This window comes from Candidatus Binatia bacterium (assembly GCA_036563615.1).
Taxonomy (GTDB): domain Bacteria; phylum Desulfobacterota; class Binatia; order UBA12015; family UBA12015; genus DATCMB01.
Window position 1 is genome coordinate 61083 of the sequence record DATCMB010000023.1, and the last position, 16844, is coordinate 77926.

At 71.4% G+C, this 16844-nt stretch carries 16 protein-coding genes; 10 read left to right on the forward strand and 6 right to left on the reverse strand.

Going from position 1 to position 16844, the window contains the following annotated elements; all coding sequences use genetic code 11:
* Positions 1-5 precede the first annotated feature (5 nt).
* Both VIS07_21480 and VIS07_21485 read right to left on the reverse strand, forming a co-directional pair.
* Complete coding sequence (locus VIS07_21480; protein ID HEY8518089.1) at positions 6-2336, reverse strand: molybdopterin-dependent oxidoreductase; 2331 nt, start codon at positions 2334-2336, stop codon at positions 6-8.
* Position 2337: 1 nt separating this feature from the next.
* Positions 2338-2643, reverse strand: coding sequence for a cupin domain-containing protein (locus VIS07_21485; GenBank protein ID HEY8518090.1), 306 nt, complete (start codon positions 2641-2643; stop codon positions 2338-2340).
* Positions 2644-2736: 93 nt separating this feature from the next.
* Between VIS07_21485 and VIS07_21490 the strand changes: the two genes are divergently transcribed.
* Both VIS07_21490 and VIS07_21495 read left to right on the forward strand, forming a co-directional pair.
* The gene (locus VIS07_21490) at positions 2737-3609 is read left to right on the forward strand and encodes an alpha/beta fold hydrolase (GenBank protein HEY8518091.1); all 873 of its coding nucleotides are present in this window, start codon (positions 2737-2739) and stop codon (positions 3607-3609) included.
* A gap of 38 nt (positions 3610-3647) precedes the next feature.
* Positions 3648-3995 carry a GFA family protein gene (locus VIS07_21495; protein HEY8518092.1) on the forward strand — a complete coding sequence of 116 codons (348 nt, stop codon included), beginning with the start codon at positions 3648-3650 and terminating at the stop codon, positions 3993-3995.
* Between the two features lie 60 nt (positions 3996-4055).
* Here VIS07_21495 and VIS07_21500 read toward each other — a convergent pair whose 3' ends face one another.
* Genes VIS07_21500 through VIS07_21510 form a run of 3 tightly spaced genes read right to left on the reverse strand, consistent with a single transcriptional unit; the run spans position 4056 to position 7432 of the window.
* Entirely contained in the window at positions 4056-4913 is an 858-nt protein-coding gene (locus VIS07_21500; GenBank protein HEY8518093.1) for a dienelactone hydrolase family protein, read from the reverse strand.
* A 37-nt stretch (positions 4914-4950) separates the two neighbouring features.
* Positions 4951-6414 carry a DUF2142 domain-containing protein gene (locus tag VIS07_21505; protein HEY8518094.1) on the reverse strand — a complete coding sequence of 488 codons (1464 nt, stop codon included), beginning with the start codon at positions 6412-6414 and terminating at the stop codon, positions 4951-4953.
* Between the two features lie 16 nt (positions 6415-6430).
* Positions 6431-7432, reverse strand: coding sequence for a PKD domain-containing protein (locus VIS07_21510; protein HEY8518095.1), 1002 nt, complete (start codon positions 7430-7432; stop codon positions 6431-6433).
* A 662-nt stretch (positions 7433-8094) separates the two neighbouring features.
* On the opposite strand from VIS07_21510, the gene VIS07_21515 reads away from it, so the two are divergent.
* From VIS07_21515 to VIS07_21540, 6 genes are all read left to right on the forward strand, one after another.
* Positions 8095-8364 (forward strand): hypothetical protein, encoded by a 270-nt coding sequence (locus tag VIS07_21515; GenBank protein HEY8518096.1) that lies wholly within the window; start codon positions 8095-8097, stop codon positions 8362-8364.
* 131 nt (positions 8365-8495) lie between these two features.
* The gene (locus VIS07_21520; protein ID HEY8518097.1) at positions 8496-9977 is read left to right on the forward strand and encodes a HAMP domain-containing sensor histidine kinase; all 1482 of its coding nucleotides are present in this window, start codon (positions 8496-8498) and stop codon (positions 9975-9977) included.
* Entirely contained in the window at positions 9974-11347 is a 1374-nt protein-coding gene (locus VIS07_21525) for a sigma-54 dependent transcriptional regulator (protein ID HEY8518098.1), read from the forward strand. The genes VIS07_21520 and VIS07_21525 overlap by 4 nt, the downstream gene beginning before the upstream one ends.
* A 133-nt stretch (positions 11348-11480) precedes the next feature.
* Positions 11481-12026 carry an oligoribonuclease gene (gene orn / locus VIS07_21530; protein ID HEY8518099.1) on the forward strand — a complete coding sequence of 182 codons (546 nt, stop codon included), beginning with the start codon at positions 11481-11483 and terminating at the stop codon, positions 12024-12026.
* Positions 12027-12119: 93 nt separating this feature from the next.
* Positions 12120-12524 (forward strand): VOC family protein, encoded by a 405-nt coding sequence (locus VIS07_21535; protein HEY8518100.1) that lies wholly within the window; start codon positions 12120-12122, stop codon positions 12522-12524.
* A 157-nt stretch (positions 12525-12681) separates the two neighbouring features.
* Entirely contained in the window at positions 12682-13722 is a 1041-nt protein-coding gene (locus VIS07_21540; GenBank protein HEY8518101.1) for an SDR family oxidoreductase, read from the forward strand.
* Positions 13723-13777: 55 nt separating this feature from the next.
* On the opposite strand, the gene VIS07_21545 is transcribed toward VIS07_21540, so the two are convergent.
* Positions 13778-14305: a tetratricopeptide repeat protein gene (locus tag VIS07_21545; protein ID HEY8518102.1), complete on the reverse strand. Its 528-nt coding sequence runs from the start codon at positions 14303-14305 to the stop codon at positions 13778-13780.
* A 163-nt stretch (positions 14306-14468) separates the two neighbouring features.
* Between VIS07_21545 and VIS07_21550 the strand changes: the two genes are divergently transcribed.
* Both VIS07_21550 and VIS07_21555 read left to right on the forward strand, forming a co-directional pair.
* Positions 14469-14855 carry a hypothetical protein gene (locus VIS07_21550; protein HEY8518103.1) on the forward strand — a complete coding sequence of 129 codons (387 nt, stop codon included), beginning with the start codon at positions 14469-14471 and terminating at the stop codon, positions 14853-14855.
* A 208-nt stretch (positions 14856-15063) separates the two neighbouring features.
* Positions 15064-16839, forward strand: a complete 1776-nt coding sequence (locus VIS07_21555; GenBank protein HEY8518104.1) for an acyl-CoA dehydrogenase family protein — start codon at positions 15064-15066, stop codon at positions 16837-16839.
* Positions 16840-16844: the final 5 nt, after the last annotated feature.

Genomic DNA, 16844 nt, shown 5'->3' on the forward strand with positions numbered 1-16844 from the left:
CCCCATCATCCCGCGCGTCCGCTCGAGGAGCGCGCGACGATCCGCGGCGGATCGAACGCGCGCACCGGCGGCAGCGCGCCGTCCCAGCGCTCGACCTCGACCAGCGCGTGCTGCCCGGAGCAGCCCTGCGAGAGCCGCGACGTGCCGACGTCGCGCGTCAAGACGTTCGGGTTGCCGTGCACGCACATCGCGATCTCGGCGCGCGGGTCGTCGGGGTCGAACCACGCGCCGGTCGAGAGCTGCACGACGCCGGGACGCACGTCCTCCGACAGCACCGCCCCCGCGAGGCAGCTGCCGCGGTCGTTGAACAGGCGCACGACGTCGCCGTCGCGGATGCCGCGCGCCGCGGCGTCGCGCGGGTGGATGCGCACCGGCTCGCGACCGCGCACCTTCGACGCCTGGCTGTACGCGCCGGCGTCGAGCTGACCGTGCAGGCGCGTCGCAGGATTGTTCGCGACCAGCGCGAGCGGGAAGCGTGCGGCGGCCGGCGCGCCGAGCCACTCGTCGCTCTCGAGCCACGTCGGGTGCCCCGGACAGTCGTCGTAGCCGAAGCTCGCGATGGTCTCGGAGAAGAGCTCGATCTTGCCGCTCGGCGTGCGCAGGCGGTTCTTCTCGGGATCCTCGCGGAACGCCGCGAACAGCACGCGCTCGGCCTCGAGGTCGGGTACGGCGAGCGAGCCCGCCGTCCAGAACTCCTCGAACGACGGCGCGTCGATGCCGGCGGCGCGCAGCGCGCCGCGCAGCTCCGCCCACAGCGCCTCGAGCCACTCGCGCTCGCTGCGCCGCTCGGTGAAGGCGTCGCGCAGTCCAAAGCGCTCGGCGAGCCCCGCGAGGATCTCGTGGTCGGTGCGCGCCTCGCCGACCGGATCGCACGCGCGGTGCATCGCGACGATGCGCGCGTCGCCGCGTCCCGAGCCGATGTCGTTGCGCTCGAGCGACGTCGCGGCCGGCAAGACCAGGTCCGCGTGACGCGCCATCGGCGTCAAGTATGGATCCTGCACGATGATCGTGTCCGGACGCGCGAGCGCGCGCCGCAGCCGGTTCAGGTCCTGATGGTGGTGGAAGGGGTTGCCGCCCGCCCAGTGCACGAGGCGGATGTCCGGGTAGACGTAGCGACCGCCGTCGTAGTCGAAGCTCTCGCCGGGGTTCAGAAGCAGGTCCGCGATGCGCGCGACCGGGATGAACGAGCGCACCGGATTCGTCCCGACCGGCACGAGCGGCAGCGGCAGGAGCGCGCTCGGGCTGCCGAGATCGCCCATCGAGCCGTAGCCGTGCCCGAAGCCGCCGCCCGGAAGGCCGATCTGGCCGAGCAGCGCCGCGAGCGCGATCGCCGCCCACACCGGCTGCTCGCCGTGCTGCGCGCGCTGCAGCGAGTACGACACCGTGATCAGGGTGCGCGACCGCGCCATCTCGCGCGCGAGCTCGCGCAGCGCGTCGGCCGCGATGCCGCTGCGCTGCTCGGCCCACTCGGGCGTCTTCGGGACGCCGTCCTCGTGGCCGAGGACGTAGGCGATCAAGCGCTCGGCGCCGTGGCAGCAGCGGCGCAGGAAGTCCTCGTCGTGCAGACCTTCGCTGACGAGCACGTGCGCGAGCGCCAGCATCACCGCGACGTCGCTCAGCGGCACGAGCGGATACCAGCGCGCGCCGATTTCGGCCGCGGCGTCGTCGCGCAGCGGGCTCAGGAGCGCGACGCGCATGCCGCGGCGACGTGCCGTCGCGAGGTGCTCGCGGATCGAGTGTCGCGCCATGCCGCCCGGCGCGACGAAGGTGTTCTTGAGCGGCACGCCGCCGAACGCGACCAGCAGCTCGGTGTGCCGGGCGATCACCGGCCACGACGTCGCGCGACGGAACACTGCACCCGCGTTCCCGACGACGTGCGGCAAGAGCACCAGCGACGCGCCGATGCTGTAGCTGTTGCACGACCAGGTGAAGCCGCCGAGCAGGTTCAGGAAGCGGTGCAGCTGACGCTGGCTCTGGTGAAAGAGCCCGGCGCTCGCCCAGCCGTACGAGCCGCCGAAGATCGCCTGGTTGCCGTGCCGCGCGATGACGCGCTCGAGCTCGCGCGCGGCGAGGTCGAGCGCCTCGTCCCAGTCGAGCTCGACGAACGCGTCGGCGCCGCGGTCGCGCGACGGACCGGCGCCGTGCTCGAGCCAGCCGCGGCGTGCGAGCGGTCGCAGGACGCGCGTCGGGTGGCGCACGCTGCCCGGGAGGTTCGCGAGCAGCGGCGACGGATCGGGATCGTGCAGCGGGTGCACCGCCGCGACCTCGCCGTGCTCGACCTCGACGGTGAACGCGCCCCAGTGCGAGCTGTGCGTGAGGGCCGAGGCGGCGCCCACGTCAGCGCTTCTCCCCGATCAGGTAGGTCGCGCCCTCCGGTCCGGCGTCGGCGGTGTGTCGGGTGCCGGCGGGCAGCATCAGGCGGTCGCCGGGCGCGAGCGCGAAGTCGCCCGCGTCGGTGCCGAACGTGATCGCGCCCGAGACGAGCCAGATGCTCTCGTCGTTCGCGTGCGCGTGCGCGTCGTAGTGCGCGTGCGGCGCGTCGGTCCAGCAGAAGACCGAGTAGCCCTCGCTCTCGAGGCGGGCGCGCAGCGCGGCGACGGTGCGCTCGCCCGAGCCATCCCAGCGCCGAACTTCGAGACGCATGCGCGAGCTGTAGTCGACCGCGGCCTCGCGAGGCAACGGGAATCGCGCGCGACACCCTCGCCAGAGCCAGCGCCGACCTCTAGGCTCGTGATCGTGCCGAACCTCGAGGCCTGGCTCGCCGCCGGCGAGCGCGTCCCGGTCACGCTGCGCGGAGTGCGCCGCGAGATCTTCGTGCGCACAGCCGGCGACGGACCGTGGTGCACGCTGCTGCACGGCTTCCCGACGTCGGCGTTCGACTGGCACCGCGTCTTCGACGCGCTTTGCATCCCCCGCCGCGTGCTCGCGTTCGACTTCCTGGGCTTCGGCGACTCCGACAAGCCCGCGGACCACGACTACTCGATCCACGAGCAGGCGGACCTCACCGAGCAGATGTGGGCGCGCAGCGGCGTCGAGTCGACGGCGCTCGTGGTCCACGACTACGCCGTTTCGGTCGCGCAGGAGCTGCTCGCGCGCAGCCTCGACGGCAGCCTGCGCGTGCGGATCGAGCGCGTGATCTTCATGAACGGCGGTCTCTATCCCGAGCTGCACCGACCGCTGCGCGCGCAGGAGATGCTGCTCGATCCCGAGATCGGCCCGAAGGTCGGCGAGCTCATGACCGAGGAGACCTTCGCCGCGTCGCTGCGGCAGACCTACTCGCCGTCGCACCAGCCGAGCGACGAGGACCTGTCGTGCGCGTGGCGGACGGTGTCGCGGCGCGGCGGAGCGATGATCGGCTACCGTCTGATCCGCTACATCACCGACCGTCAGCGGCATCGCGACCGCTGGGTCGCGGCGCTCGAGACCTCGCCGGTCGAGCGCGCGTTCATCTGGGGCATGCTCGACCCGGTGTCGGGCGCGCACATGGCGGAGCGCATCGCGGAGCGGCTCCCCGACGCGGAGCTGATCCGCCTCGACGACGTCGCGCACTGGCCGCAGCTCGAGGCGCCCGACCGCGTCGCGGCGAACTTGATGCGCATGCTGGAGTGAGCTCCACCGCGTCGGAGCACGGATCGAGGAGGGAGACGATGACGCACCGGGGAAGCTGCCACTGTGGCCGCGTCGCCTTCGAGGTCGACGGCGACGTCGAGCAGGTGATCGAGTGCAACTGCTCGCACTGCGACCGCAAGGGCTTTCTGCTCTGGTTCGTGCCGCGATCGAATTTCAGATTGACGAGTGGAGTCGACGACCTCCGCGCCTACACCTTCAACAAGCACGTCATCCAGCACCAGTTCTGCACGACGTGCGGCACGCAGGCGTTCGCCTTCGGCAAGGACCGCAACGGCAACGAGACCGCGGCGATCAACGTGCGCTGCCTGCCGGATCTCGACCGCTCGCGGCTGAAGGTGATGCAGGTCGACGGCCGCAGCTTCTGAGCAGCGGTAACCTCTGATTCAGGGCACGCTCGTCGTCGAGCGCGGCCGGCCGCGCGCCCGTCAAGCAACGCCGAAGCGGCGGAACCACTCGAGCATGCGCTTCCAGCCGTCCGCCGCGTCCTGCTCGCGGTAGGACGGGCGGTAGTCGGCGAAGAAGCCGTGCGGCGCGTCGTCGTAGACGACGATCTCCGACTTGCTGCCCGCCTTCTCGAGCGCGCGCCGCATCGCCTCGACGTCGGCGAGCGGGATGCCGGTGTCCTTCTCGCCGTAGAGCCCGAGCACCGGAGCCTTGAGCTCGGCGGCGACGTCGATCGGCTGGCGCGGGTGCAGCGCATCCGACGGGCTCGCGAGGCGACCGTACCAGGCGACGCCCGCCTTGAGCCGCGGGCTGTGCGCGGCGTAGAGCCAGACGATCCGCCCGCCCCAGCAGAAGCCGGTGATGCCGAGCTTCGCCGCGTCGGCGCGGTTGCTCTTCGCGGCCCAGTCGACCGTCGCGTCGAGGTCCTGCATCACCTGCGCGTCCGGCACCTTCGACACCACGGTCGAGACGATCTGCTGGATGTCGGTGATCTTCGACACGTCGCCTTGGCGCGCGAAGAGCTCGGGCGCGACCGCGAAGTAGCCCTCCTTCGCGAGGCGTCGGCAGACGTCCTTGATGTGCTCGTGGACGCCGAAGATCTCCTGCACGACGAGCACCACCGGCCGCCGGTCGTCGCCCTCGCGCACCGCGCGATAGGCCGGCAGCTCGACGCCCTCGACCGGGATCTTCACCTCGCCGGCTTCGAGCCCGGTCGTGTCGGTCGTGATGGTCGCGTGCCCGAGGACCGGCGCCACGGCGGCGGCAAAGCCGGTCGCGAGCGAGGTGACGATGAGCTCGCGCCGCGTGATGCCGCCGGTCGTTCGCTCGAGCTTGCTCATGCGCGTCCCTCCTTGGCTCGGGGCGCCGCGTTGCGGCTCACACCCAGAGTCGCAGGCCCCGCTGCACGGTATACGTCAGCACCGCGACGAGCAGAACCAGGGCGCCCGCAGCCAGCACGAGCCGAGCGCGCGAGGCCGTCGGCCACGCGCCGCGCGGCGACACGCCCACGAGCAGCGCCGGCAGCAGGGGCACGATGTAGCGGCTCTGCACGCCGTCGATCGAGTCCGCGCCGGCCCTGGTCCACAGCAGAAACGCGAGCAGCGAGATCCCGACCGTGGTGAGGACGACCGCCGCGACGGCGGTCGCGCGCGCACGCAGCCCGGGCCAGAGCGTCGGCCTCGGCTCTGCAAGCACTGCGCAGGCCACGGCCGCGACCCAGGCGACGAACGCCCAGGTGCTCGGCGAGCGCAAGAACCAGATCGTGTCGACCTGGAGAAGCAGCGACTTTCGCGCCACCAGCCACAGCATCTCGCCGATCATCGCCGCGACCGCGAGCGGCTCGTGCCCGATGCGGACGAGGTTGTCGGCGACGGTCTGCATGCCGTGGGGCGCGACCGTCTTTGCGACCTGCCAGCGCGCGACGACGAACCACAGCGCGAGCGTCGCCAGCGCGACCGCCAGGATGGTCGCCACCGCGAAGATCTGGCGCCGGACGCCGCCGAAGCGCTCCGCCGGCACGAGGAACAGCAGCAGCACGAGCGGCGCGTACGCGAGCTTGACCACCGCCAACGCGGTCGCGAGCAGCGCGAGCGGCACGAGACGCGGCGGCGAGCCCGTGTCCGAGGTCGCGAGCCGCACGACGCACGCGGTCCAGAGCAGCGCGAGGCCGTTGGTCACGCCGTCGACGGCCAGCGTCGAGGCGACGAACACCGAGAGCGGCGCGAGCGCGAGCGCGGCGAAGGCGAGCCGGTAGCACGGTGTCGACCGGATCGCCGCCCAGCCGAGGAGCAGCCACGCGGCGACGTTCGCGAACCGCGCCGCGTAGAGCTGCACCAGCACGGAGGAGGAGAGCATGCGCGCGCCGGCGATCCCGAGCGCCTGCGGGACGTAGCCGAGCAGCGGGTAGGTCGCGTTCAGGAGGTGCACCGGACGGCGGTCGTTCGACCGGGCCTCGATGGCGAGCTTGCGGCGCAGCGCCTTCAGCGACTCCGGTCCCTTGTGGCGCTTCCTCTCGAGCTCGAGAGAGCGCGTCAAGAGCAGTTTTCCAACGCCGCGCGGCAGCTCGACGCGCGTCGCCTTCATCGCCGGCAGCAACGTGAAGTTCAGCTCGGAGAGGCGGTACGCTTGGATGAGGTGCGTGTTCTCGTCGCCCCAGCGCAGGGGCGGCGTGACGAGCGCGAGCGCGAGTCCGCAGAGCGCGCCGATCAGCAGGAAGGCGCGCGCCGCCCAGACGCCCGCTGGGTTCGAGCGCGACCGCGTCAGCGCGGCGTTGCTCGGCGTGACGTCGATCGCATCCGCCGGCGGAGGGGCAGCGACGCGAGCGTGCTGGCCCGCACGCACGCTCGCGTCGCCTCGGTCAGCGGACCGTGAACCCACGCGACGCCGGTTTCGATGCGGCGCCGCGATTGTCGAACACGACGAGCGATGCGCGGTAGTCCCCCGGCGCGTAGACGAAGCGCGCGACCGGGTCGGGACCGTCCTGCACGCGTCCGTCGCCCGACTCGAAGCGGTAGCGGACGATCGTGCCGTCGCGATCGGTCGAGCCGGTGCCGTCGAGCTCGACGAGCCCGGGCGTGTTCTCGCCGAGGTGCTGGTTCTGGCGCAGCGACGCCGTCGGCGGCTTGTTCTGCTCGTCCGGCGGTGCGGTCGGCTGCGGCGTGACCGTCGGCCGCGGCGTCGCGGTCGGACCGGGGCTCGGCGTCACGGTCGGACGCGGCGTCGGCGGCGTGCTGCCCTTCGGATCCTGCGAGCGCATGTGGTAGCGCCCGGGCTTCGTGCACACCCACTCCTTGGTGGTGCGGATCTCGACCGGTGGATTGACGCCGTCGTCGAGGAGCAAGCCGTGCACGATCGGCGTCAGCGGGAGATTGGACGAGTCGGTGTTCTCCTCGCACACCCGCGGCCGACGCCGCATGAGGCCGCGGTCGAGCTTGAGGCGGATCTCGTACGCGTCCTTGCGGAACTGGATCTGCAAGCGGATGTGCGGCCGGTAGCCGCGCGGCTGGTCGAACACCGCGTTCGTGGGGCGGTTGCTGTCGCGCCCCTCGAGCACGAGCGGCACCACCGGCGCGTCGTCGATGGTGGTCATGAGCTCACCGAGGCCACCGGGCGCCGCGTCGACGAAAAGGTGCTCGAGCACCACCGTCGTGCGGCTCAGGTCGAGCGGGTGGTCGAGGACGAACTTCCCTCGGATGCGGAACTCGACGCCGCCCACCTGTCCAGGACCACGTTGCACGCCGACGTCGGTGATGGAGCCGTTGAAGTCGAAGAGATCCACGGCGCGTACTTCGGGTGCCGGGCCGACGAGAACCAGAAACGCCGCGAACGGAACCATGCGGATCCACCGAGGAACGGACATGAAGCCACCTCCTTGTGTGGGGTTCGTCGGGCCGTCGCAGGTTAAATCCGCGCGCGGTGGGCGACACAACGGGGTTCGCGGAAATATGTGCTTTCCGGGCGACGCGGCGGTCGCTCGACGACCTCGGCACGAGCGCCGGAGCGCGAGCGTAGGGGCGGGATCGCGCGGCGCGCGCCGCGCTTGGTCAACGCGACCCACTGTGTCGCGCTGACACACGCGCCGAGAAAACCCTTGTCGGACGGGCCTCGCCGCCGGGCGTCACGCTCCTGCGGCGCGTGCTGTGTCGGAACGATCCGCCGGCGGCGCGCAGAGAGCCGCGCAAATGCTCGGGTCCTCGGTGGCACGACCGCTGCACGAGGAGCCGTCGCGTGCGACCCGAACACGACAGCGCGTCTACTGCGACGGCCGCCCCCTCGGCCGTCAACGTTCCACCCTCTACCCTGCGCTCGGTGCGTCGGGTCGCACGTCCCTTCGCTCAGCGGGACGTGCCGGCTTCTCGCCGCACGGCCGCGACACGCCCGCCCGCGCCCTCGCCGTCAGCTGCATCGCCGCGCGAGGACGCTCCTCTCTCCGGCGTCTCCCCGTCGCCCCTCCTCGACGGGGAGACGCCGCCTCCCTCCGCGATCGAGCCGCCCGACGAGTCCTCCGGCGTCTACGCGCTGATGCGCGCCGTGCTGCTCGACGCGATCGACTGCCTGACGGGGCACGGCGTCCTGCCGCGCCACCGCGCGCGCGTCGCGATGCAGGCGCGCGTCTGGTTCTCGCGCCGCGACCGCAGCTTCCTGTTCTCCTACGAGTCGATCTGCGACGTGCTCGGCCTCGACGCCGACCGCCTGCGCAAGAAGCTGCTCACCACGCGGCGTCCGACTCGCGCGGCGCTCGCCGGGATGATCACGTCCAGCGAGCCTTCCATCACGGGACGCGTCGCCTGAATCCGTCCGCCGTAGCCGCGCCCACTCGAGCTTCCGATCGGGAGTGGAGCGTAGCCGACCCCGCGTGCAATGATTCGTCCGCCCCGAGCCGGGGCGTTGGCATTTTCTCGCCCCTGCCTCGGATTCCCGGAATGAAGCTCGCGCGCAAGATCACGCTCGGCCTGACGGCGGCGGTATTCGTCGTCATGGGGCTCTACGCCTTCTACCTGAGCCGGCAGCACGTCGTGCTGTTCCAGGGCGACATCGAGAACGCCGACCACCGCGGCGCCGCGATGCGCGCGCTGGTCCAGCAGATCTGGCGCGAGGAGGGACCCGCGCGTGCGCGCGACATCGTCGAGCGCATCGCCGACCTGGTGCACGACGTCGACGTGCGCTGGGTCAGCCTCGACGCCCCGCCCGGCAGCCCCGACGCGGTCGACGTCACCCCCGAGGAACGCCGCGAGCTCGAGGCCGGCAAGACGCTCGCCCTGCTGCGCGACCCGGACGGCGAGCCCCGCCGCGTCTGGTTCGTGCCGATGGAGGCCGGCTCACCCGCCGTGCTCGAGGTGACGCGCGACCTGAAGCAGGAGGTGTCGTTCGTCCGCATCTCGCAGACGGCGATCCTCGTCACGACGATCGTCGTCGTGCTCGCGAGCGCCGCGACCGCGCTGCTGCTCGGCTACTGGCTCGTCGGACGGCCGGTCCAGCTCCTGCGCGACCGCGCGCGGCGCGCCGGCGAGGGCGACTTCTCCGGCCGCCTCGACCTGCGTCAGCGCGACGAGGTGGGCGAGCTCGGCGCCGAGATCGACGAGATGTGCCGGCGCATCGCGGAGGCGAACGAGCGTCTGCGGGCCGAGACCGAGGCCAAGCTCGCGGCGCTCGAGCGCGCGCGCCACGCCGAGCGTCTCGCGAGCGTCGGGCGCTTCGCGTCCGGCGTCGCGCACGAGCTCGGCACGCCGCTCAACGTGGTCTCGGCGCGTGCCAAGATGATCGCGTCGGACATGCAGGAGAGCGCGGCCGCGCGCACGCACGCGCGCGTCATCGCCGATCAGGCGGCGCGCATGACCGAGATGATCCGCCAGCTCCTCGATCTGTCGCGTCGACGCAGCACGCGCGTCGGCGCCGCGAGCTTGACGCAGGTCGCGCGCTCGGTGGTCGACACGCTCGCGCCGCTCGCGCAGGAGCGCAACGTCGCGGTCGACCTCGACGCGCCGGTCGGCGCACTGGTCGTCCGGCTCGACGCAGGCGAAATTCAGCAGGTGCTGAACAACATCGTGCTGAACGCGATCCAGGCGAGCCCGGCGGGCGGACGCGTGCGCGTGGTGATCGACGAGAAGCGAGGTGACGCCGGCGCGCCCGACCGCGGCTACGCGGAAGGCGAGTGGGCGCGCGTCGTCGTCGAGGACCACGGCGACGGCATCGCCCCCGACGATCTGCCGCACGTCTTCGAGCCCTTCTTCACCACCAAGGGGCCCGGCGAGGGCACCGGGCTCGGGCTCGCGATCGCGGAGGGCATCGTCGAGGACGCGGGCGGACGCATCGAGTGCGCGAGCGAGCGCGGGCGCGGCACGCGGATGACGATCTGGCTGCCGCTCGCGGCGGGTGCGTCCGCGGCGCGGACGGGCAGCGCATGAAGCCGAGCATCCTCATCGTCGACGACGACGCCTCGATGTGCGAGACGCTCGCCGTCGGGCTCGAGCCGCGCGGCTACGAGGTGCGCTGGACGACCTCGGCGCTCGAGGCGCTCGATCTCCTCGCCGGCTGCGCGTTCGATGCGGTCGTCACCGACCTCAACATGCGCGGCATGAACGGCATCGAGCTGTGCTCGCGCATCGCCGCCGACCGTCCCGACGTGCCGGTGATCGTCATCACCGCGTTCGGCAGCCTCGACACCGCGGTGGGAGCGATCCGCGCGGGCGCGTACGACTTCATCACCAAGCCGCTCGAGCTCGAGGCGCTGGTGCTCGCGCTCGAGCGCGCGATCGCGCTGCGGCGTCTGCGCGAGGAGGTGCGTCGCCTGCGCGAGGCGCGCGACGCGGCCTACGGCGACGGCGAGCTGATCGGCGCGAGCCCGGCGATGCGGCGCGTGCACGAGCTGATCGACCGCATCGTCGACTCCGACGCGTCGGTGCTGATCACCGGCGAGAGCGGCACCGGCAAGGAGGTGGTCGCGCGCTCGCTGCATCGTCGCGGGCGTCGCAGCCGCGGCCCTTTCGTCGCGATCAACTGCGCCGCGCTGCCGGAGACGCTGCTCGAGAGCGAGCTCTTCGGCCACGTGCGCGGCGCGTTCACCGACGCGCGCGCCTCGCGCACCGGCCTCTTCGTGCAGGCGAACGGCGGCACGCTGTTCCTCGACGAGATCGCCGAGCTGCCGCTGTCGTTGCAGCCCAAGCTGCTGCGCGCGCTGCAGGAGCGCGTCGTGCGTCCGCTCGGCGGCGACACCGAGATCCCGTTCGACGTGCGGCTCATCACGGCGACCAACCGCGACCTCGAGACTGCCGTGCACGAGGGACGCTTCCGCGAGGACCTCTACTTCCGCGTCAACGTGATCCACATCCCGCTGCCGCCGCTGCGCGCGCGCGGCGGCGACATCCTGTTGCTCGCGCAGCGCTTCATCAAGGAGTACGGCGCGCGCGCCGGGAAGAATGTCACCGGGCTCTCGCCGCAGGCCGCCGAGCGTCTGCTCGCGTACTCGTGGCCCGGCAACGTGCGCGAGCTCGAGAACTGCATCGAGCGCGCGATCGCGCTCGCGCAGCACGACAAGATCCTGCCCGACGACCTGCCCGAGAAGGTGCGCGACTACCGTCGCTCGCACGTGCTGGTCGCGAGCGACGACCCCGCCGAGCTCGTGCCGCTCGAGGAGGTCGAGCGACGCTACATCCTGCGCGTCATGGAAGCGGTCGGCGGCAACAAGTCGCAGGCGGCGCAGATCCTCGGCCTCGGCCGCAAGACGCTCTACCGCAAGCTCGAAGCGTACGGCGCCCACGAGCGCGCGGAGGAGTGAGGCGCTCGTCGCGGGTCAGGCGAGAGGGGCCGCGCGGCGCTCGAGGCCCGCGCGCGCGACGCGCTCAATCAGCGTCGCAGCGCGCTCGAGCCCAGCTCGTGCCCGCCCCGGGGATCCGTCGTATAGCTGAAGCATGAGCGAGCACGATCCGACCCTCGTCTGGGTGGACCTCGAGATGACCGGTCTCGACGTCGAGCGCTGCGCGATCATCGAGATCGCGGTGGTCTTGACGCGCAAGGACCTCGAACCGTTCGCCGAGCTGCACCGCATCATCTGGCAGCCGGACGAGGTGCTCGACCGCATGGATCCGTTCGTGCGCGAGATGCACACGACCAACGGCTTGCTCGAGCGCGTGCGCGCCTCGCGCTGCTCGCTCACGGACGCGGAGAACGACGCGCTCGCGCTGGTCAGCTCGCACTGCAAGTTTCGCGAGGGCATCCTCGCCGGCAACTCGGTCCACGCCGACCGCCGCTTTCTCGCGCGCTACATGCCGACCTTCGAGCGCTTCCTGCACTACCGGCAGGTCGACGTGTCGACGCTCAAGGTGCTGACCCGCGCCTGGTACCCGGGCACGCCGAAGCTCGAGAAGGAGGACAAGGATCACACCGCGCTCGCCGACATTCACGCGAGCATCGACGAGCTGCGCCACTACCGGCAGGCCTTCTTCCGTCCGACCTGACGTTCTCGACCCGAGCCGCGGGGACTTTTCTCCAAGACGGCGCGTCGCGGCGCGCGTATCGACGGGCACACCACTCACGAAAGGAGAGGAGCCATGCCCGCGAACATCATTCCGACCATGCGCTACCGCGACGCCGTGGCCGCGATCGACTGGCTGTGCCGCGCCTTCGGCTTCGAGAAGCACTTCGTCGTCCCCGCAGAGGACGGCGGCATCGCGCACGCGCAGCTCACGCTGAATGGCGGCATGATCATGCTCGGCAGCGCGCGCGACGACGACTTCGGCAAGCTGCAGAAGACGCCGGCCGACGTCGGCGGAGTGGGGACGCAGAGCCCGTACATCGTGCTCTCGGCCGTCGACGCGCACCACGCGCGCGCGGTCGCCGCCGGGGCGCGCGTCGTCGTGCCGCTGCACGATCCGGACTACGGCGGACGCGCCTACTCGTGCCTCGATCCCGAGGGGCACCTGTGGAACTTCGGTAGCTACGACCCCTGGAAATGAGGGCGCACCGCGAGCGGCGGTGGAGCGCACCCGGTCCGCGCGCGCCGCCGCCGCGCTCGTGCCGTGGGCGGGACGCGCCGTGCGCGATGCGTGCTTGAACGCGCCGTGACGCCGGCGTACGGCTGTAGGCTTCGATCCCTCACCGCACGGAGCACCGATGTCCCAGCCCACCGTTTCCCGCTACGAGCAGGTCAAGCAGCAGCTTCGCGCCGCGCCGGCGCACTGGCTCGTCACCGGCGGCGCCGGCTTCATCGGCAGCCACCTCGTCGAGGAGCTGCTCAACCTCGGACAGACCGTGCGCGTGCTCGACAACCTCGCGACCGGCAAGCGCGCCAACGTCGAGGCGGTGCTCGCAGCGGTGGGCGGCGACGCGGCCAAGCGCTGCACCTTCATCGAGGGTGACATCGCGGATGCGTCGACGGCCGCGCGCGCATGCGAGGGGGTCGACTACGTGCTCCACCAGGCGGCGCTCGGTTCGGTGCCGCGCTCGATCGCCGATCCGCGCGCGAGCCACCGCGCCAACGTCGACGGCTTCCTCGAGATGCTGATCGCGGCGCGCGACGCGAAGGTGCGGCGCTTCGTCTACGCGTCGAGCTCGAGCGTCTACGGCGACGAGCCGAACCTGCCGAAGGTCGAGCCGCGCACCGGCCGCGTGCTGTCGCCCTACGCCGCGACGAAGGAGGTCAACGAGCTCTACGCCGGCGTCTTCCAGCGCACCTACGGCCTCGAGTGCATCGGGCTGCGCTACTTCAACGTCTTCGGCCCGCGTCAGGACCCCGACGGACCCTACGCCGCGGTCATCCCCAAGTGGGTGAAGGCGCTGCTGCGCGACGAGCCCTGCACGATCAACGGCGACGGCGAGACGAGCCGCGACTTCTGCTACGTCAAGAACGCAGTTCAGGCGAACCTGCTCGCGGCGGTGGCGGACGCGTCGGCGACCGACCGGGCGTACAACGTCGCCTACGGGCAGCGCACGACGCTGAAGGAGCTCTTCGCGCTGCTCCGCGACGGGCTCGCGAAGGACCGTCCCGCGATCGCGAGCGCCGAGCCGAAGTACGCCGACTTCCGTCCGGGCGACGTGCGGCACTCGCTCGCCGACATCGGCGCCGCGCGCAAGAACCTCGGCTACGAGCCGACGCACGACGTGCGCCGCGGGCTCGACGAGGCGCTCGCCTGGTACGCGGCGCAGTACGGCTGAAAGCGCGACGGACGAGGGGTCGAGCGACCCCTCGTCGTCCTCCTCGCAGCTCGCGCTACCAGCTCGCGTGCTGGCTGCGCGTCGTGATCGCGTGCGCGAGCTGCGCCGCGAGCTTCGCGTCGAGCGGCCGCAGACGCGCGAGCACGTCCTCGGCCTTCTTGAACTCGCCCATCATCACGTAGGTCTCGCCGAGGTACTCGAGCGCCTGCGGGTAGTCCGGGCGCAGCCGCAGCGCCTCGTCGTACGCGGCGATCGCCTCGTCGAAGCGGCGCTGGCTCTTGAGCGCGTGGCCGAGGCCGTTCCAGGCTTCGGGCAGGTCGGCGCGGCGGGCGATCGCCGCGCGGTAGCTCGCCTCGGCGGCGGCCCACTCGCCGGCCTGCGCCTGCAGGCGTCCCTGGTTGGCGAGCGCCTCTGCCGAGAGTCCGCCGTTGCCGCCCGGCGTCGGCGTCGGCAGCGGATCGTCGTCGCCCGCGGCGTGGGCGGGTCCGGCGAGCGCGACCGCGACCGCGAGCGCGGCGAGCGTCCGCCACGTGCGGCGAGCCAACCAGAGGTTCGTGAATCGCTCGTGCTTGGGCTCGTTCATGGCGCGCGTCCTAGCAGGTCCGCGCCGGTGAGAACACAGCGACGCGTGTAGATCCGGGAAAAGCGATTTGTGCTTTCGTCCAGCGGCGGCGCGCGCAATGACGGTGCGTGACGTGGTGACGGCGTCGGCGACGCTGGCGTCGCTCTTGCACCGAGGCCGCGGGATGACGCGCTCGCTGATCACCCTCGTCGTTTCGACCGCGACCCTCGCCCTCGTCGCCTGCAGCTCCGGACCGGGCACTCGCGGACCGGTGCAGCCGGCGCCGCCGGGACCGCTCGATGCGCTGCGCAGCGTCTGGGGCGATTACTCGGGCCGCTGCCCGGACTCCTACGCCTACTGCAGCGGCGACGGGGGGCAGGCGATCTGCTGTCCGCTCACCGCGCGCTGCTGCGAGGACTCGCGCGGCGCGTACTGCTGCGAGGACGACCGCTACGGCCGCTCCGAGCGCGACGACCGCCGCTACCGCGACCGCAACGACCCCGACTACGACGACGACCGTCGGCGCTACGACTCCGACCCGTACCGGTACGACGAGACCAATCCGTACTGAGCACCGGCGTACGCCGATCGGGCTCGCACTGACGGACGGTCGCGAGCACCGTACGGACCTCTAGCGGGATTGCCTCGTCGGTTGCGAGGCGCGATGCGCGATCCGTGAAGACAAAAAATGGCTGCCTCCTCGTCCTGACGCGCTCCGTGAATGCGGTCGAGGAGCCCGCATCTCTTGACGCGGCGCGTCCCTTGGGGATGCTGGAGCCATGGCCGTACGTGGCGCGAGCTGGCTGATCGAGCCGGTGGGGTCGACCCCGCAGTTCACCGGCGCGGACTTCACCGACGACGACCGTCTCTACGCGAAGACGGCGGAGGACTTCGTCCGCAACGAGGTGCTGCCGATCCTCGACCGCATCGAGGCGAAGGAGGAGGGGCTGATGCCGGCGCTGCTCAAGCGCGCGGGCGAGCTCGGCCTCCTGATGATCGACATCCCCGAGAAGTACGGCGGGCTCGGCCTCGACAAGACGACCTCGATGCTGGTCTCCGAGCGCGGCGCGCTGTGCGCGTCCTTCAGCGTCTCGTGGGGCGCGCACACCGGCATCGGCACGCTGCCGACGGTGTACTACGGCACCGAGGAGCAGAAGCAGCGCTACCTGCCGAAGCTCGCGACCGGCGAGTGGCTCGCAGCCTACGCGCTCACCGAGCCCGGCTCGGGCAGCGACGCGCTCGGCGCGAAGACCATCGCCGAGCGTCAGCCCGACGGCAGCTTTCGCTTGACGGGCACGAAGCAGTTCATCACCAACGCCGGCTTCGCGGACCTGTTCACGGTCTTCGCCAAGGTCGACGGCGACAAGTTCACGGCGTTCCTCGTCGAGCGCGACTCGCCGGGGCTGTCGACCGGACCCGAGGAGAAGAAGCTCGGCATCAAGGGCTCGTCGACGCGCCAGCTCATCCTCGACGGCACGCCCGTGCCCGCCGACCACGTGCTGGGCCAGATCGGGCAGGGCCACAAGATCGCCTTCAACATCCTCAACATCGGCCGCTTCAAGCTCGGCGCGGGCGCGGTCGGCGCGGCAAAGGAGTGTCTGCAGATCGCGCTCGACTACGCGCGCGAGCGCAAGCAGTTCGGCCAGCCGATCGCGAGCTTTGGCATGATCCAGCGCAAGCTCGCCGAGATGGCGACGCTGATCTACGTCGCCGACAGCATGAGCTACCGCACCGCGGGGCTGATGGACGACGCGGCGCACGCGCTCGATCCGAACGCTCCGGACTACCAGGAGCGGCTCGTCCGCGAGTCCATCGAGGAGTACACGATCGAGGCGTCGGCGCTGAAGGTGTTCGGCACCGAGACGCTCGACTTCGTCGCCGACGAGGCGCTGCAGGTGCTCGGCGGCTACGGCTTCACCGCCGAGTATCCGGTCGAGCGCCACTACCGCGACTCGCGCATCAACCGCATCTTCGAGGGCACGAACGAGATCAACCGGCTCATCATCCCGGCGACGCTGCTCAAGCGCGTCGGCCAGGGCGCGCTGCCGTTCACCGAGTTCCTCGAGAAGGTCGATCGCGAGATCGCCGAGGGTGCGAGCTGGGGTTCGGAGAAGGCGGGGGCGCTCGAGCGCGAGTACCGCGCGGCCGAGGTCAGCAAGCGCATCGTCGCCTACATCACGCGCCTGCTGGTCGAGAAGAGCCTCGCCTCGCTCAAGGACAAGCAGCAGCACCTCGAGATCCTGAGCAACATGATCATCGAGGTGTTCGCGATGGACAGCGTGGTCGCGCGCACGCTGGCGCTCAAGGGCCACGGCAGCGAGAGCGACGATCAGCTCCGCCTGATGATGACCAAGATCTACGTCGCGGCGACGCACGAGAGCGTGCTCGACGGCGCACGCAAGCTGCTCGCCAACGAGTTCGAGGGCGAGGAGCTGCGCAAGCACCTGCAGCTCGAAGACATCCTGCCGAAGATCCCGATGCGCACCATCGCCGCGAAGACCAAGCTCGCCGAGGCGCTGGTCGCGCAGGGTTTGGGTCCGGTGTTCCTGCGCTAGCCTCT

What these genes read in the sequence shown, in the direction of transcription:
- VIS07_21495 (HEY8518092.1), top strand. Translation starts at nt 3,648, where the DNA reads ATGACGCACCGGGGAAGCTGCCACTGTGGCCGCGTCGCCTTCGAGGTC.
- VIS07_21525 (HEY8518098.1), top strand. Translation starts at nt 9,974, where the DNA reads ATGAAGCCGAGCATCCTCATCGTCGACGACGACGCCTCGATGTGCGAG.
- VIS07_21535 (HEY8518100.1), top strand. Translation starts at nt 12,120, where the DNA reads ATGCCCGCGAACATCATTCCGACCATGCGCTACCGCGACGCCGTGGCC.
- orn (HEY8518099.1), top strand. Translation starts at nt 11,481, where the DNA reads ATGAGCGAGCACGATCCGACCCTCGTCTGGGTGGACCTCGAGATGACC.
- VIS07_21520 (HEY8518097.1), top strand. Translation starts at nt 8,496, where the DNA reads ATGAAGCTCGCGCGCAAGATCACGCTCGGCCTGACGGCGGCGGTATTC.
- VIS07_21540 (HEY8518101.1), top strand. Translation starts at nt 12,682, where the DNA reads ATGTCCCAGCCCACCGTTTCCCGCTACGAGCAGGTCAAGCAGCAGCTT.
- VIS07_21510 (HEY8518095.1), bottom strand. Translation starts at nt 7,432, where the DNA reads ATGTCCGTTCCTCGGTGGATCCGCATGGTTCCGTTCGCGGCGTTTCTG.
- VIS07_21500 (HEY8518093.1), bottom strand. Translation starts at nt 4,913, where the DNA reads ATGAGCAAGCTCGAGCGAACGACCGGCGGCATCACGCGGCGCGAGCTC.
- VIS07_21555 (HEY8518104.1), top strand. Translation starts at nt 15,064, where the DNA reads ATGGCCGTACGTGGCGCGAGCTGGCTGATCGAGCCGGTGGGGTCGACC.
- VIS07_21515 (HEY8518096.1), top strand. Translation starts at nt 8,095, where the DNA reads ATGCGCGCCGTGCTGCTCGACGCGATCGACTGCCTGACGGGGCACGGC.
- VIS07_21545 (HEY8518102.1), bottom strand. Translation starts at nt 14,305, where the DNA reads ATGAACGAGCCCAAGCACGAGCGATTCACGAACCTCTGGTTGGCTCGC.
- VIS07_21485 (HEY8518090.1), bottom strand. Translation starts at nt 2,643, where the DNA reads ATGCGTCTCGAAGTTCGGCGCTGGGATGGCTCGGGCGAGCGCACCGTC.
- VIS07_21550 (HEY8518103.1), top strand. Translation starts at nt 14,469, where the DNA reads ATGACGCGCTCGCTGATCACCCTCGTCGTTTCGACCGCGACCCTCGCC.